Below are 15,829 nucleotides of genomic sequence, written 5' to 3'. Positions count from 1 at the left end.
TTAACGTTTTATGACATCTCTGCACCTTGTGAGGCAACGGGTTTAAATCCGGTTTACTTCCCCCCTGTGGCAGGAAATCCGCCCGCGTTCATGAGCCCAAGGTCTTGTAACTGTTGCCAATCACCTAGTTTGACCGAGTCAGAAGTCCAAAGATCAGGCCCGCTGATGATCCCGTCATAATAGGCGCCGAACCGATCGGGGTCGTGAAAATGTTGCCGCCTCTGTTTTTCGATCCGCGATTTGTCGACAACCTCGGGCAGGAATTTCGTGTGTAACAACACGCCCGAGGCGGTCTGCCCACCCGGACCGTCATATTCAAAATTCAGGAACCGGGGCAGCGCGGAATGGCACGAATTCACATAGGCCATATGCCGTGACCACCGGGTCAGAGGGATTTTGTTCAGGGTCGGTGATTTTTGGGGCTGATCTGCAAAAAACACCCGCTCGCGTACGCCTCCCTGAACCCAAAGGTTGCCCATCGGCCTTTGGCGCTGGGCACGATAGGGGCCGGGGTCAAACCAGTTCAGGCAATCGGTTGGATCGGAATGCGGATCATAACTTTGCTTGCCCAGCCGACCTTTGGGATAGAGATCCAGCATCATCGCCCCAAACGTGGTTTGACCGCGCGCGTCCTGCCATGCGGTCAAATCGCGCAGCGTATGGGTGTTGTGATGGGCGTAGATCAGCAACTCATCGGCGTCGACCATCAACGTCCAGTGGTCGTGCCCAAATTTCCACTGCAGCCAAGTCAGCCAATCCAACCCGAACCGAGACGCGCGATAGCTCGCCGTAGTCCGCCACAGCGACACATCCGGCTGTTTAAGCAAATACGGGACCGAGCCGTCATCGCTGCCATTATCCACCATCAGAAAATGATCAACGCCCAGCGTGCGATAATGGTGAAAGAACCACGGCAGACGGCTGATCTCATTCCGCAGCGTAGTAAAGGCCAGAATGGCGCTGGGCGTGATCTTTTGCGTGTTGTCAGTCAACGACTTCAGTTGATGGCGGCTGCGAAAAGATCGCCACAACAGCCGCTTGCGTTTCAGGCGCAGCTTGTAGCGCTGCACCCAGGTAAGCGGCTGATCCTCAAGGTTCACTTGGTATAGCTGCCATTCTGATGCCAACGCCAGGCATCCGTGATCATCGTCTCTAACGTTGATCTTTTTGGTGTCCAGCCCAGCTCTTCCTTGGCTCGGACCGAGCCTGAAACTAGACGTGTGCAATCCCCGGCCCGGCGCGGGCCGATGCTGTAGGGTACCGCACGGTTGGTGACGGCCTTGGAATGCTCGATGACTTCCATCACCGAAAACCCCGACCCGGTGCCCAGATTGAACACGCGGCTTTCTTTGCCTTGCTCAAGCCATTTCAAACCCAGTACATGTGCATCGACCAGATCACAGACGTGTACATAATCGCGGATGCAGGTGCCGTCGGGTGTATCGTAATCGGTGCCGAATACAGTCAAGCCACCCCGCTTGCTATCGATGGCGTCCAGCATCAGCGGCGCCAGATGGGTTTCTGGTTGGTGAAACTCTCCAACTTCGGCATCCGGGTCGGCCCCGGCCACGTTGAAATAGCGGAAGATCACGTGCTTCAGGCCATATGCGGCTTGGAAATCACGTAAGATGTCCTCGATCGCTCGTTTCGAGGCACCATAGGCATTCAATGGCTGCTGCTGAGTGCTCTCGTCCAGCACAACGTTGTCATGTTCGCCATAGGTGGCGCAGGTCGACGAGAACACAAAGTTCAAACATCCCGCATCCACAGCCGCCTGTATCAGTGTCAGCGAACCGGTGACATTGTTCGACCAATATTTTCCGGGCTCAACCATCGCTTCGCCGACCTGACTGAGGGCGGCGAAATGTATCACGGCGGCGGGTTGGTATTTGGCGAACACTTCGTCCAGCCGGGCGCGGTCCAGCAGGTCGCCCTGCTCGAAAGGGCCGAATTTCACCGCGTCCTGCCATCCGGTGACAAGATTGTCATAGGTTACGGGCGTATACCCCGCCCTTGCCAGTGCCTTGCAGGCATGAGAGCCGATATAACCTGCACCACCTGTAACCAGAATATTTGTCATTCAAGCCCCATAGCGGCCATCATTTCTTCGATCTTGGCCACGTCCTGCGGGTTGTTCAGCTCCCAGAACTGACGACCTTTGGCTTCAACTTCGACACACAGAACCTTGCGGCCGTTTTCCATGAAGCGCAGCTGTTCCAACCCTTCCAGTGTCTCCAGCGGACCGCTAGTCCAGCCCGGATAAGCAGTCAGAGCGTCAGGCCGATAGGCATAAACTCCGACGTGGTGGAATACCGGTGTCGGGTCACTGCTGGCATAGGTCTCGGCTGTGAAAGGGATCACTTCTTTCGAGAAGTAAAGCGCGCTGTGGTCATTGCCGAACACCGCTGTAGTGCCCCCGACCCGGCCTTGCTTGCGATCGTTCAGTAATCCATTCAGTGCGTCCCCGTCACAGCGCAGCACGGGGGTGGCCACACCCGCATCTGGCGCGTTGCGCAGACCCGAGATCAGGTCTTCAACGAACCAATGCGGGGTCAAAGGCGCATCCCCTTGCAGGTTGACGACGATGTCATAACCGCCACCCAGAGCCGAGTGCGCCTCGGCGCAGCGTTCGGTACCGTTGCGGCAGGTGTCTGAAGTCATCACCACCTCGGCACCAAATCCCTCTGAGACTTCGCGGATACGGTCATCGTCGGTTGCCACAACCACGCGATCTACGCCTGACACGGAAATCGCGGCGCGCCAGGATCGTTCGATCAGAGTCATGCTGGTTCCGTTTGCCCCGGTCAGCGGAACCAGAGGTTTGCCTGGATAGCGGGTCGAAGCGTAGCGCGCGGGAATGGCAATCAATACTGACATCAGGCTTCCTTCAGCTCAACGCCCGGAGCATAGGCGATGAAAAATGGATTGGCATAGCCGTCTTTGCCATAGGTCAGCGGCGAATGGTCGTCAAAGCGCACCACATGTCCGCCCGCACCGGCCAGAACCGCGTGGCCCGCAGCGGTGTCCCACTCCATGGTGCGGCCAACACGGGGGTAGAGGTCGGCCTCTCCCGTCGCCACCAGACAGAACTTCAGCGACGACCCGGCACTTTTGCTGTCGCGCACCTGATATTTGTTGATGTAATCCTCGGTCGCCTGATCCCGATGCGACTTGGATGCAACGATCATCAGCGCCGAATTGTTTGGTTTAGAGACTGATATTGGCGTTGACGCACCCGGCTGATCTTTGTCCAGATCCCCGATTTCTTCAACCGATTGCCCGTCAGCTTGCGTATAGAACATCCGGCCGCGTGCAGGGGCGTAGACCACGCCACGCGTCGGTACGCCGTTTTCGACCAAAGCGATATTTACGGTAAAATCGCCGCGCCGATTTATGAATTCCTTGGTGCCGTCAAGTGGATCAACAATCAGAAAGGTCTCGCCCTTTTCGGAATGCGAAGCCGCCTGTTCCTCGGTCACCAGCAGGATATCTGGAAAAGCCTCGCGCAATCCGGCCGAGATCAAAGCATCCGCCGCCTCGTCCGCCTCGGTTACCGGGCTTGAGTCTGACTTGACCTTGACGTCGAAATCATCTGCTTCATAGATCTGCATGATCTTGTCGCCTGCCTGCAAGGCCAGCCGCCGGATGACGGGAATAAGCGCGTCATAAGTCACAAAAAAGCTCCGTTCCTGTGGTTTGTTGATCAGGGCATCTCACGGACTTATGATGCTATGGATACGGAACAGCAAGAATTTCGTGCCAATTTGCGGCTGACACAGCAGGAAAGAGTATTCGAGTGTTTCACTACAAGCGAAATCAGTCGTTGCTTGGCGGGGTTTTCACCACCGCCGAGCTTATATTCCATGCGGTGGTCCGCAATATCCGCTCGCAGCATTCAAACGCGGTCATAGCGATCCTGATCAATATTCTGCAAGTCGTTATTGTCGCATCCGCGTTCTACTTTATCTTCTCGCTGATGGGCACCCGGATTGCCAAGATACGGGGAGAGTTCATCCTGTTCCTGTTGTCCGGCGTGTTTCTGTTCCTGACACATATCAAGTCGGTCGGCGCTATAGCGGGCGTCGGGGATGGCAACAATCCCATGACGCTGCATTCGCCCATGACCATGATGGTGATGTTATCTGCTGCTGCTCTTGGCACGTTTTATACGCAGCTCGCCTCGATCCTGGTGATCCTGTTTGTCTACAGCGTTACGGTTTCACCGCTTGAAATTCAGGAACCTGGGGGCGCCTTTGCCATGCTCGCGCTGGCTTGGTTCACGGGGTGTTCGGTGGGCCTTGTGTTCTTGTCACTCAAGCCGTGGTTTCCCAATACGGTTGCCATCCTGACCAATGTCTATCGTCGCATGAATATGGTGTTTTCCGGCAAGATGGTCGTCGGCAACGCACTGGGTGGATTCATGCTGACCATGTTCGCCTGGAACCCATTGTTTCATGTCATTGATCAATGTCGGGGCTTTGTGTTCCGCAATTACTTTCCGCGCAATTCCAGCTGGGAGTATGCGCTGTGGATCGGCATCGTGCTGACTATGATCGGCTTGCTCGCCGAATTCTACACGCGCAAGCAGGTTTCAAAAAGCTGGGACGCCCGCCGTTAGGTCGCAACTCGCAGCGTCAGGTTGATCCTCCCGCCCTTCGGCAGCAGTTTGGATGATCCGAACCGGATGCGATCCACCCCGTGATAGGTCAGCCGTGCCGGGCCACCCATGACCACCACGTCGCCCGAGCCCAGCCAGATCGATTCAGTCTTGCCACCGCGTGTGGTGTTGCCGATTCGGAACAGCGCGTCATCGCCCAATGAAATCGACAGGACGGGCCACGAGAAATCGGCCTCATCCTTGTCCTGATGCAGGCCCATCTTGGTGCCTTCACCGTAATAGTTGATCAGACAGCAATCGGGCCGGCGATCCGCGCCGGTCAGGTCCTGCCAGATGGTCAAAATCTCATCTGGAATCGCGGGCCATGTCATGCCCTTTGGGTGCGTGTCCTGATACCGATAGCCCGCCCGGTCAGTGACCCATCCCAGCACCCCGGCCGAGGTCATGCGCACTGACATTTCCTTGCCCGAAGGTGTCACGGGCCGATAAAGCGGTGCCACTTTCAGTATCGGCCTAAGCAGGTCAACTAGATGCGACTGCGCCGCCGCATCCAAATAGCCTTTCCGAATATCAAATCCGCGCAATAGCAGCCGCGCCATTCCAGAATCCCCAAACCTTGCCAAAACCTTGCCAAAAAAGGCCACAGATTCCCGAAAACCTGCGTTTCTGAACGCTTGCAGGCCCCTGTTCTCGCCCTTATATACGCCTCGACGCGCGATGGTGTAGTGCTGTCGCGCACATCAATCGGGGGGCAGGATGCCGCAACGGGTCCAACCCTCGGGACATCGCCTTGAATGGAAAGGGATTGAAAATATGGGAAAAGTAATCGGGATTGACCTCGGTACCACCAACTCGTGTGTGGCCATCATGGACGGCTCGCAGCCGAAGGTCATCGAAAACGCTGAAGGGGCGCGGACCACGCCCTCGATCGTCGCTTTTACAGAAGATGAGCGTCTGGTCGGTCAGCCTGCAAAACGTCAGGCGGTCACCAACCCCGACAACACGATCTTTGGCGTCAAGCGTCTGATCGGTCGTCGTGTGGATGATGCAGAAGTCGAAAAAGACAAGAAAATGGTGCCCTACGCCATCGTTGATGGCGGCAATGGCGACGCGTGGGTTGAAGCCCGTGGTGAAAAGTACTCCCCAAGCCAGATCTCGGCCTTCACTCTGGGCAAGATGAAGGAAACCGCAGAAAGCTATCTGGGTGAGGAAGTCACGCAGGCGGTTATCACCGTTCCGGCATACTTCAACGACGCACAGCGTCAGGCCACCAAAGACGCCGGTAAAATCGCCGGTCTGGAAGTGCTGCGGATCATCAACGAACCGACAGCTGCCGCACTGGCCTATGGTCTGGACAAAGAAGAAACCCAAACCATCGCGGTTTATGACCTTGGTGGTGGTACTTTCGACGTAACCATTCTGGAAATCGACGACGGCCTGTTCGAGGTGAAGTCGACCAACGGTGACACCTTCCTGGGTGGTGAAGACTTTGACATGCGCATCGTCAACTACCTGGCGGATGAGTTCAAAAAGGAACACGGTGTCGATCTGTCTGCCGACAAGATGGCCCTGCAGCGTCTGAAAGAAGCTGCTGAAAAAGCCAAGATCGAGCTGTCCTCGACCTCGCAGACCGAAATCAACCAGCCGTTCATCTCGATGGGCTCGAACGGTCAACCGCTGCACATGGTCATGAAACTGACCCGTGCCAAGCTGGAATCGCTGGTTGGCGACCTGATCAAGAAGTCGATGAAGCCTTGCCAGGCTGCCCTGAAAGACGCAGGCCTGTCGGCTGGCGACGTGGATGAGGTTGTTCTGGTTGGTGGTATGACCCGGATGCCGAAAGTGATCGAAGAGGTCACCAAGTTCTTCGGTAAGGAGCCGCACAAGGGTGTGAACCCGGACGAAGTTGTTGCTATGGGTGCCGCCATTCAGGCCGGTGTTCTGCAGGGCGACGTCAAAGACGTGGTTCTGCTGGACGTGACCCCGCTGTCGCTGGGCATCGAAACGTTGGGTGGCGTGTTCACCCGCCTGATCGACCGCAACACCACGATCCCGACCAAGAAGTCTCAGGTCTTCTCGACCGCCGAGGACAACCAGAACGCCGTGACCATCCGCTGTTTCCAGGGTGAGCGCGAAATGGCTGCGGACAACAAGATCCTGGGTCAGTTCAATCTGGAAGAGATCCCGCCCGCACCGCGCGGCATGCCTCAGATCGAGGTGACTTTTGACATCGACGCCAACGGCATTGTCTCGGTTTCGGCCAAGGACAAAGGCACTGGCAAAGAGCAGAAGATCACCATTCAGGCCTCGGGCGGTCTGTCGGACGAAGATATCGACAAGATGGTCAAGGATGCCGAGGAAAACGCCGAGGCAGACAAGGCCCGCAAAGAGCTGGTCGAAGCCAAGAACCAGGCCGAAAGCCTTGTCCACGCGACCGAGAAATCGATCGAGGAACATGGCGACAAGGTCGACCCGTCGACCGTAGAAGCGATCGAGCTGGCCGTTGCTGCGCTCAAGGATGAGCTGGAAACGGACAATGCCGACAAGATCAAGTCGGGCATCCAGAACGTGACCGAAGCGGCCATGAAACTGGGTGAGGCGATCTATAAGGCACAGGCGGAAGAGGGCGAAGATGAGCCCGCAGCCGCAGATGCCGCGCCGGGTGACGATGACATTGTCGACGCCGAGTTCGAAGATCTGGACGACGACAAGCGTAACTAACGGGTAACCGGGCCAATTTGGGCCGGTCCGGTTGCCGGGCCGGCCCGATTACGTTGAGGCAGAAGGAAATACTGATGTCCAAACGCGACTATTACGAAGTGCTCGGCGTGTCCAAGGGCGCTTCTGCGGATGAGATCAAGAAAGGCTTTCGCTCGAAAGCCAAACAGCTGCATCCCGATCGCAACAAGGACAACCCCGATGCCGAAGCGCAGTTCAAAGAGGCCAACGAGGCTTACGATGTTCTGCGTGATGCTGACAAGAAAGCCGCTTATGACCGCTTTGGTCACGCTGCGTTTGAAAACGGCATGGGTGGCGGCGGCGGCCGTCCCGGTGGCGGCTTCGGTCAGGGCGATTTCTCCAGCGCGTTCTCTGACGTGTTCGACGATCTGTTCGGCGACTTCATGGGTGGCCAGCGTGGGGCAGGCGGGGGCCGTCGCGCTGCACGCGGTTCAGACCTGCGCTATAACCTGCGGGTCACGCTGGAAGAGGCTTATGCAGGCCTGCAGAAAACCATAAACGTTCCTACGGCTGTGGCCTGTTCCTCTTGCGAGGGAACTGGTGCCGAAGGTGGTGTTGAACCTACTGCCTGTCCGACTTGTTCCGGCATGGGCAAGGTTCGCGCGCAACAGGGCTTTTTCACGGTTGAGCGCACCTGCCCGACCTGCTCTGGTTTGGGTCAGATCATTAAGAACCCTTGTAAGTCGTGCCAAGGTGCGGGGCGTGTTGAAAAAGATCGCGCATTGTCCGTGAACATCCCTGCCGGTGTCGAGACCGGCACCCGGATTCGTCTGGCCGGTGAGGGTGAGGCCGGAATGCGTGGTGGTCCTCCGGGTGACCTCTATATTTTTGTCGAAGTTTCCGAGCACAAGCTGTTCGAACGTGACAGCGTGAACCTCTATTGCCGTGTGCCAGTCAGCATGGCCAAGGCAGCACTTGGCGGTTCGATCGAGGTGCCGACCATCGACGGTGGTCGCGGTCGTGTACAGATTCCTGCCGGCAGCCAGTCGGGTCGCCAGATGCGCCTGCGTAGCAAAGGCATGCCCGCTCTGCGTGGCGGAGGCATCGGGGATATGTTCATCGAACTTGCCGTGGAAACTCCGGTCAATCTGACCAGTCGTCAGAAAGAACTTCTGCGTGAGTTTGACGATTTGGGTGAGGATAACCATCCGGAATCTAAAAGCTTTTTCTCTTCTGTAAAGTCCTTCTGGGATGGCATGAAGGGTTAAACGGTTAAGCAGGGGGGCTCTGCCCCCATCGCCCTTTGGGCGACCCCCCCCGAGATATTTATGGCCAGATGAAACAGGGGATCCGTGTGTTGCCGATCCGGCGGGCAGGGATAGAGCGCGTTAACTTTTCGGAAACCGATTCTGCGTCAGAGTGGTGTTATGACCCAAGACGCCTTTGCCGAAGCCCCCATGCTGTTCGATACGGATGAAGCACCGGCGCAGCCGCTGCCCGTTGGTCGGTTACCCTCCTACATCAAAGACCATCGCAAGCGGCTGCGCGAAAGGTTCATGTCTGGCGGATCAGCAGCGATGCCGGATTATGAACTGCTGGAACTTGCTCTGTTCCGATCCATCCCGCGTCAGGATGTGAAACCGCTGGCGCGCGCGCTGATGGATGCGTTTGGTGATTTCAATCGTGTGTTGACTGCACCCGAGGAACGGCTGCGTCAGATCAAAGGCGTTGGGGACACGGTGATTACCGATCTGAAAATCCTTGAGGCCTGTGCCCATCGCATGGCGCGTGCCCGGGTGATGCAACGGCATGTGATCTCGGGATGGGATGCGCTTCTGGACTATTGTCACACCACGATGGCGCACCGCGAGATCGAGCAGTTTCGTGTGTTTTATCTAGATCGCAAGAATGTGCTGATTGCGGATGAAGAGCAGGCCAAAGGCACGGTGGATCATGTGCCGGTCTATCCGCGAGAGGTCGCGAAGCGGGCGCTGGAACTCAATGCCTCGGCCCTGATCCTGGTCCATAATCATCCGTCTGGTGATCCGACGCCATCGCAATCGGATATCGATATGACCAATCGGATTCAGGATGCATGTTCCGCCCTTGGGCTGACATTGCATGATCACCTGATCATCGGCAAATCGACCGAATTGAGTTTCCGCTCGAACGGCTATCTGTAAGGGCTATTGGACCCAAACTTCGACCCGACGATTCACCTTACGGCCCCATTCGGTGTCGTCGCAGGCCATCGGCATGGCCTCGCCAAAGCCCTCGACACTGATTTCGATGCTGTCGGGGAGGCTGGTTTCGACCGATGCCAGCACTGCGTTTCGGACGGTTTTGGCACGCTGCAGGGCAATACGTGAATTTGCGACCGCCGCGCCCTCGCCGTCACTAAACCCAACAAAGATCAATTGACGCGCCTCCAACGTTCCGCTTTCCAAAGCTTGCGCAAGGTTCAAGATGTTTGACCGGGACTGAGCATCGGGTCGCGACGACCCCGGTTCGAACCGAAATGACAAAGATAGCCGCGAAAGTGGACGGAGGGTTTCGATCATGCGCTGCAACTCTTCCAACCCGACCTCAGCTCCACCGGTGCTGATCGCATTGGCCAGCCGATCGCCTTGCAGCCCAACCTGGATTGTTTCAAGGGATTGATCGACAAATCCGGCTTGCCGGATGACCATCTGTGCGGCGCTGCTTTGGGTATAGGCCAAAAACTGTCGCGCGACTTTGGGCAATCGTCTTTGTGGCAAATAGAAAAACATGGGTGAGGTCAGCGGATAATCTTCGGTCTTGATCGATTGCCGTGTTGGCGACAGGGCATGTCCGCACCCACCGGTCAGAGGCAGGGCGCGCACAGTCCCGGCCTCGGCAAGACTGGCGACGCCGAGCGCGAACGGGTCGTTCGAGACCGTGCGCACCAGATTGCTGTTTCGATCGTGGCGCGTGACCTGAGCGGTCATATGCGCGTTGGCAGGTGCTAACAGCAAATCCTCGACCACCTGATCCAGCCCGGAACCGACCTGTGGCAGATGCAGAGAGATCGGCGCATCAGGCCCACCGAGATCGCCCCAATTTGCGACCTCGGCGGTGAAAACCTTCACCAGATCAGCAAGCGATATCTGGCGCACGGGATTGTCGGCCGACACGATCGGCACGATTGCATCCAGAGCCAAGACACGCGACCGGCGGGTTTGCGTCAGATCTCCGAGCCCAGCGGCTTTGGTCAACTCCAGTTCGTCTGATCGAATTTCCCGCTGCGCCAACACAACATCTGCGGTGTTCTCAACCAGATCGATAAAGCCGTCAGCCGTATCCGTTGCACGAAATATGAACCTCGCCAAAGGCGCCTGCCGATCAGGGTGATTCAGAGCGTAGACCCGCAGGTCTCCGGTGCCCTCGGGCTGTGACAGGGTTAACCCTTCCTCGATGGCAAAGCCCTGTGCAAGCGCGGGCAGCAGTGTCTCGGCGATCACTGATGAGCCAGAGAACCGAACTTCGGCCACAAAATCCATCAGGTTGGGGCAAGCTGGGCCGTCGCAGGTGACCCCTGATCCATCGACCGTCAGCTCTCCGAACTGCGTATCGACACGGTAGAATTCACCGTCGTAACCAAGAAGGGTGCCGACCACTTCTACCTTGCCGTCATGCGAGGTCAAAGTGATGTCCTGCGCGAATACGCTTTGTGCCAAGGATAAGGCAAAGAGCGCGGCGAACGCCGCACGAAGAATGCTCATTGGAAACCGTAGATCTGCCTGCTGCTTATTTGGCAGCGATTGTCAGGTCTGAGAACAGATTATTCAACACCAGAAAATCGCCAGCTGCCTCACAACCGGGCATATCCAGCGACAGGTCGCGTGAGCGTAGCCGTTCCGCGCGCCATTCCAATGATTGCACGCTTAGGGGCTTGCCGCAATTTGCTTCAGTGACCTCAGTTTCAACCGACAGTGTGATACTTCCGGCTTCGGTTGCGGTCTCAATGGGGTACGAATAAACCTCGATATTGCGCGCGACGTCCGAACCGCCCTGACCCAGATGGATCACCGAGCCCGCGCCGCCGGTCTGGGACCCGGACCAAACGTGGCCTTCTTCCCCGTAACCTGCGCCGAATTCCAGCGCATGAAGCTGCAGATCGGTTTCGCCCTGCCACTGCAAGGCAACCCGGTTGAAGCTGTTGATCTCGGGCACATGCGTCGTCGCAACGGTGCCTTTCTCATCCGGCAGCGAGATCAGGAAAATAGCGTATTCCGACAGCGCCGGGATGGTCAGGTTCAAGCCGCCAAGCGCATCGGTCTCGGTGCTGAAAACCAGCCCGTTGTGATGAACCTCAATGATCTCATTGGCGTGGCAGGGGGCCTTGACCCGCAGCCGTACGTTGGCGCCGGGCACAGCCATGGCGCGCGCGCTCATATCGCAATTCGAAGGCAAACGGCTGGTTTCTTGCGCCGGGCGCGTGGATTGAGATAGATCCTTGGGACGCGCTTCTGTCGGGGAAGAAGAGGTCAGGACAACGCTTTCCAGTCCGGTCAGGTCCGAGTCCTGCTCCGAGATCGAAGCGACGCGTTCACCGCTCGGCTCAGCATTGGGTTGCTGCGCCGATCCGCTTTGCATCAAATATCCAATGGCCAGAGCGCAGGCAACGGTTCCGCCCGTGGTCACGTAGTTCTTAATGACAAACAAGACACCCTCCCCAGTTGAAGGAGCGAGTCGCAATTTGCTTCCCAATCAAGGCCAATATGTGGCCGTGAGGCGGACTCATTGTGGTGGAAAACAGGTGACGTTAAGTCAGCCTGCCGTGGCAATGTTTGAATTTTTTCCCCGAGCCACAAGGGCAAGGATCATTGCGTGACGGGTTACCCCAAGTCGAAGGATCATCCTCGACAAAACCCGGACGACTGTCACCAGACGCTTCGGCTTCGGCGATCGCCTCGGCATTCCCGGCAGCTTGATCCACAGCTTTCTGCGCCTGTGCCTGTTGCGCTGCCATCTGCGCGAGCATTTCCTTCTGTTCTTCTTCGCTCAGCGGGCGTACGCGCGACAATTGCTGAGTGACGGTTTCGCGCAAGGAATCAAGCATCCCTTCGAACAGCTGGAAGCTTTCGTTCTTGTACTCGTTCAGCGGATCGCGCTGTGCATAGCCACGGAAACCCACGACCGAGCGCAGATGTTCCAGCGTCAAAAGATGTTCGCGCCATTTGCCATCGATAGTCTGCAGCAGAACCTGCTTTTCGATGTTGCGCATGTTTTCCGGGCCAAACGCCACGGCCTTCTGCGCCATCATTTCATCGGCGGCCTTGATCAGACGTTCGCGGATTTGCTCGTCATCTACGCCTTCCTCGGCGGCCCAGTCCTGAACCGGCGCATCGATGGTCAGCTTCTCTTTGACCGCTTCGTGCAGACCTTCTGTATCCCATTGATCTGCATATGATTTTGGCGGCATGAATTCGTCGATCATATCGTCGATCACCTGCTCACGCATATCGGACACGACATCCGACAGATCATCTGCTGACATGATTTCACGCCGCTGGCTGAACACGACTTTCCGCTGATCGTTCATCACGTCGTCGAATTTCAGAACGTTTTTGCGCATGTCAAAGTTGCGACCTTCGACCTTGGATTGCGCCCGTTCCAGCGATTTGTTCACCCAGGGGTGAATGATTGCCTCGCCCTCTTTCATGCCCAGCGTGGTCAGGACCTTGTCCAGACGTTCCGAACCGAAGATGCGCATCAGGTCATCTTCCAGGCTCAGGTAGAACACGGTGCGGCCCGGGTCACCCTGGCGTCCCGAACGCCCGCGCAGCTGATTGTCGATCCGGCGGCTTTCATGACGTTCGGACGCCATTACGTAAAGACCACCGGCCTGCAGCACCTTTTCCTTTTCTTCCGCGTGCTTGGCTTCTTCTTCCGCACGCAACTCGGCCGGGTCAGCCTCGGGGTTTTCGGCCAGCGCCTGTAGCACCTTCATCTCAACGTTACCGCCCAGCTGGATGTCAGTACCGCGACCCGCCATGTTGGTGGCGATGGTCACCGCACCCAGACGGCCGGCATCTGCCACGATCTGGGCTTCCTGTTCGTGCTGACGGGCGTTCAGAACATTGTGCTCGATACCCTCCTTAGTCAGCATCTGGCTGATCACTTCGGACTTTTCGATCGACGTGGTGCCGACAAGAACCGGCTGACCTTTTTCACCGGCCTTTTTGACCTGTTCAATAATGGCACCGTATTTTTCGGCTGTCGTGCGATAGACCTGGTCGTCTTTGTCCTCACGCGCGATTGGTTTGTTGGTCGGAACCTCGACCACACCCAGACCATAGATTTCCTGAAATTCTTCCGCCTCGGTCAGCGCAGTACCGGTCATGCCGGACAGCTTGTCATAGAGGCGGAAATAGTTCTGGAATGTCACACTGGCCAGAGTCACATTCTCGGGCTGAATCTGTACGCCTTCCTTGGCTTCGATGGCTTGGTGCAGACCTTCCGACAAGCGGCGGCCCGGCATCATCCGACCGGTGAATTCGTCGATCAGCACCACATTGCCATCCCGAACGATATAGTCCTTGTCCCGTTGGAACAGTTTATGCGCGCGCAGGCCCTGATTGACGTGATGCACCACAGTGGTGCTTTCGGGGTCGTACAGCGAATGCCCCTCGGGCAGCAGACCCGCTGAAAGCAGTTGCTGCTCCAAAAACTCGTTGCCTTCATCGGTGAACGTCACGCTGCGGCTTTTTTCATCGAGCGAGTAATGATCGTCCTGCAGCGTCGGGATCACGGTATCGATGGCAGTATAAAGGTCCGATCGGTCTTGTGCCGGCCCCGAGATGATCAGCGGCGTCCGCGCCTCATCAATCAGGATCGAGTCGACTTCGTCGACGATCGCGAAATTGTGGTGCTTCTGATAGACCTGTTCCAGATCGGCCTTCATGTTGTCGCGCAGATAGTCAAAGCCCAACTCATTATTTGTGGCATAGGTGATGTCACACTTGTACGCCGCCATCTTCTCGGCATCCGGTTGGCCCGACCAGATCACACCGGTCGTCATGCCAACGGACGCAAATACCTTGCCCATCCATTCCGAGTCGCGCTTGGCCAGGTATTCGTTCACCGTGACCACATGTACGCCCTTGCCGGTCAGTGCATTCAGATAGGCGGGGAAGGTGGCGACCAGGGTTTTGCCTTCACCCGTTTTCATTTCCGAGATATTGCCCTGGTGCAGGAACAAACCACCCATCAACTGCACATCAAAGGCCCGAAGACCTAGGGCGCGCTTGGCCCCTTCGCGGACATTGGCAAATGCTTCCGGCAGCAAGTCATCCAGCTTTTCACCGTCCAGCGCTCGTTTGCGCAGCTCAGCGGTTTTCTCGATCAGGCCATCGTCGGTCAGGATCTCGAACTCCGGCTCCAGCGCATTGATCTTTTCGACCAGCGGGCGGGCCGCCTTGATCTTGCGGTCGTTCGGTGTTCCGAACACCTTTTTGGCGAGCGTTCCGAGTCCCAGCATGTTCACTCCAGCGGATCTGTTTTTTTCTTGGTTGCGACAGGCTTGCCCACCTTGCGCGCAGCCCCTAGATACGGGGGGTGAAAGGCGGCCCTGTCCAAGGCTTCAAAGCGATGTAAGGGGCAGGTTCCACAGTGTCAACGCTGCGCCCTGTCGCGGCAAAGAAATAGGATAATTCCATGCCCAAAGGCCTCACTTTTCTGCCATCGCTTGCGCTTGCTGCCGTGATGGCGTTGCCGCTGGCCGCCCAGGACGCACCGGATGCCAACACCGTGGTTGCCCGCGTGAACGGCGACGAGATCACATTGGGTCACGTCATCGCCACCGCCTCGGCGCTGCCGGCGCAGTATCAGCAGCTTGAAGATGAGGTGCTATATGATTTCATCCTCGAGCAACTGGTCCAGCAGCACCTGCTGAGCCTTGAACAGGAAGAGCTGAATACACTAAACGCCCTTCGACTGGAAAACGAAACCCGGTCCCTGCGCGCCGTACAAACCGTCGAAGCGCTGACAGCCGCCAGTGTCACTGATGAGGCCATACAGGCCGCCTATGACACGCAATTCGCCGAGTTTCAGGGCGAAGACGAGTTCAATGCCAGCCACATTCTGGTCGAATCCGAGGACGAAGCCAAAGCTGTCAAAGCACAACTTGAAGAAGGCGCAGATTTCGCTGAGCTAGCGAAAGAAAAATCCACAGGACCCTCTGGCCCCAATGGCGGTGCGCTGGGCTGGTTCGGCAAAGGCCAGATGGTGCCCGAGTTTGAAGGTGCCGTGCTTGGCCTTGAAAAGGGTCAGGTCTCGGATCCGGTGCAAACCCAGTTTGGTTGGCACGTGGTCACGCTGAACGACAAGCGCAAGACCGAGGCCCCCGAATTGGCGGTCGTGCGCGATGAATTGGCTCAGACCATTCGGCAAGAAGCAATTCAGGCCAAGATTGACGAGTTGACGCAGCAAGCGCAGATCGAGCGTCCCGCGCTCGAGGGCGCCGGCCCCGAGGTCATGCGCCAGCTGGAGCTGCTGCAGGAGTAACCC

General features: G+C 57.2%; 13 protein-coding genes. 5 read left to right on the top strand and 8 right to left on the bottom strand.

Features of this window, described 5'->3' with window-relative positions; genetic code table 11:
• Window positions 1-53: 53 nt before the first annotated feature.
• From ACR0BI_RS20845 to cysQ, 4 genes are read right to left on the bottom strand one after another with little or no spacing between them, the layout of a single operon-like run.
• A complete protein-coding gene (locus tag ACR0BI_RS20845; RefSeq protein ID WP_480879126.1) occupies window positions 54-1,100 on the bottom strand; it encodes a glycosyltransferase family 2 protein in 1,047 nt (348 codons plus the stop codon).
• On the bottom strand, window positions 1,097-2,080 hold the full coding sequence (gene galE / locus ACR0BI_RS20840; protein ID WP_480562848.1) for a UDP-glucose 4-epimerase GalE: 984 nt from the start codon (window positions 2,078-2,080) through the stop codon (window positions 1,097-1,099). Before galE ends, ACR0BI_RS20845 begins: the two co-directional genes overlap by 4 nt.
• Window positions 2,077-2,877 (bottom strand): 3-deoxy-manno-octulosonate cytidylyltransferase family protein, encoded by an 801-nt coding sequence (locus tag ACR0BI_RS20835; RefSeq protein WP_170408777.1) that lies wholly within the window; start codon window positions 2,875-2,877, stop codon window positions 2,077-2,079. Before ACR0BI_RS20835 ends, galE begins: the two co-directional genes overlap by 4 nt.
• On the bottom strand, window positions 2,877-3,674 hold the full coding sequence (gene cysQ / locus ACR0BI_RS20830; RefSeq protein ID WP_170426301.1) for a 3'(2'),5'-bisphosphate nucleotidase CysQ: 798 nt from the start codon (window positions 3,672-3,674) through the stop codon (window positions 2,877-2,879). The genes ACR0BI_RS20835 and cysQ overlap by 1 nt, the downstream gene beginning before the upstream one ends.
• Before the next feature lie 122 nt (window positions 3,675-3,796).
• Between cysQ and ACR0BI_RS20825 the strand changes: the two genes are divergently transcribed.
• Window positions 3,797-4,618: an ABC transporter permease gene (locus ACR0BI_RS20825; RefSeq protein ID WP_480562849.1), complete on the top strand. Its 822-nt coding sequence runs from the start codon at window positions 3,797-3,799 to the stop codon at window positions 4,616-4,618.
• Here ACR0BI_RS20825 and ACR0BI_RS20820 read toward each other — a convergent pair.
• Window positions 4,615-5,217 carry an alpha-ketoglutarate-dependent dioxygenase AlkB gene (locus ACR0BI_RS20820; protein WP_170399314.1) on the bottom strand — a complete coding sequence of 201 codons (603 nt, stop codon included), beginning with the start codon at window positions 5,215-5,217 and terminating at the stop codon, window positions 4,615-4,617. The two genes, ACR0BI_RS20825 and ACR0BI_RS20820, sit on opposite strands and share 4 nt — an antisense overlap.
• Window positions 5,218-5,431: 214 nt before the next feature.
• Here ACR0BI_RS20820 and dnaK point away from each other — a divergent pair, with 214 nt between their 5' ends.
• The 3 genes from dnaK (at window position 5,432) to radC (ending at window position 9,480) form a co-directional block, all read left to right on the top strand.
• Entirely contained in the window at window positions 5,432-7,339 is a 1,908-nt protein-coding gene (dnaK, locus tag ACR0BI_RS20815; protein ID WP_170399312.1) for a molecular chaperone DnaK, read from the top strand.
• Window positions 7,340-7,413: 74 nt separating this feature from the next.
• Window positions 7,414-8,565 carry a molecular chaperone DnaJ gene (gene dnaJ / locus ACR0BI_RS20810; protein ID WP_170399308.1) on the top strand — a complete coding sequence of 384 codons (1,152 nt, stop codon included), beginning with the start codon at window positions 7,414-7,416 and terminating at the stop codon, window positions 8,563-8,565.
• A 159-nt stretch (window positions 8,566-8,724) separates the two neighbouring features.
• Window positions 8,725-9,480 (top strand): RadC family protein, encoded by a 756-nt coding sequence (gene radC, locus ACR0BI_RS20805; RefSeq protein WP_480562850.1) that lies wholly within the window; start codon window positions 8,725-8,727, stop codon window positions 9,478-9,480.
• Window positions 9,481-9,483: 3 nt separating this feature from the next.
• Here the strand turns inward: radC and ACR0BI_RS20800 are convergent, their stop codons facing one another.
• The 3 genes from ACR0BI_RS20800 to secA form a co-directional block, all read right to left on the bottom strand.
• A complete protein-coding gene (locus ACR0BI_RS20800) occupies window positions 9,484-11,040 on the bottom strand; it encodes a phosphate ABC transporter substrate-binding/OmpA family protein (RefSeq protein ID WP_480562851.1) in 1,557 nt (518 codons plus the stop codon).
• Between the two features lie 25 nt (window positions 11,041-11,065).
• Window positions 11,066-11,983, bottom strand: a complete 918-nt coding sequence (locus ACR0BI_RS20795; protein WP_480503936.1) for a hypothetical protein — start codon at window positions 11,981-11,983, stop codon at window positions 11,066-11,068.
• Window positions 11,984-12,083: 100 nt separating this feature from the next.
• Window positions 12,084-14,801 (bottom strand): preprotein translocase subunit SecA, encoded by a 2,718-nt coding sequence (secA, locus tag ACR0BI_RS20790; RefSeq protein WP_480562852.1) that lies wholly within the window; start codon window positions 14,799-14,801, stop codon window positions 12,084-12,086.
• Between the two features lie 176 nt (window positions 14,802-14,977).
• Here secA and ACR0BI_RS20785 point away from each other — a divergent pair, with 176 nt between their 5' ends.
• A complete protein-coding gene (locus ACR0BI_RS20785) occupies window positions 14,978-15,826 on the top strand; it encodes a peptidylprolyl isomerase (RefSeq protein WP_170399297.1) in 849 nt (282 codons plus the stop codon).
• The last annotated feature ends 3 nt before the right edge of the window (window positions 15,827-15,829 follow it).

The organism is Ruegeria sp. E5, assembly GCF_056534105.1.
Note: the sequence above shows the minus strand (reverse complement) of the source record. Positions and strands in the feature narration are given on the sequence as shown.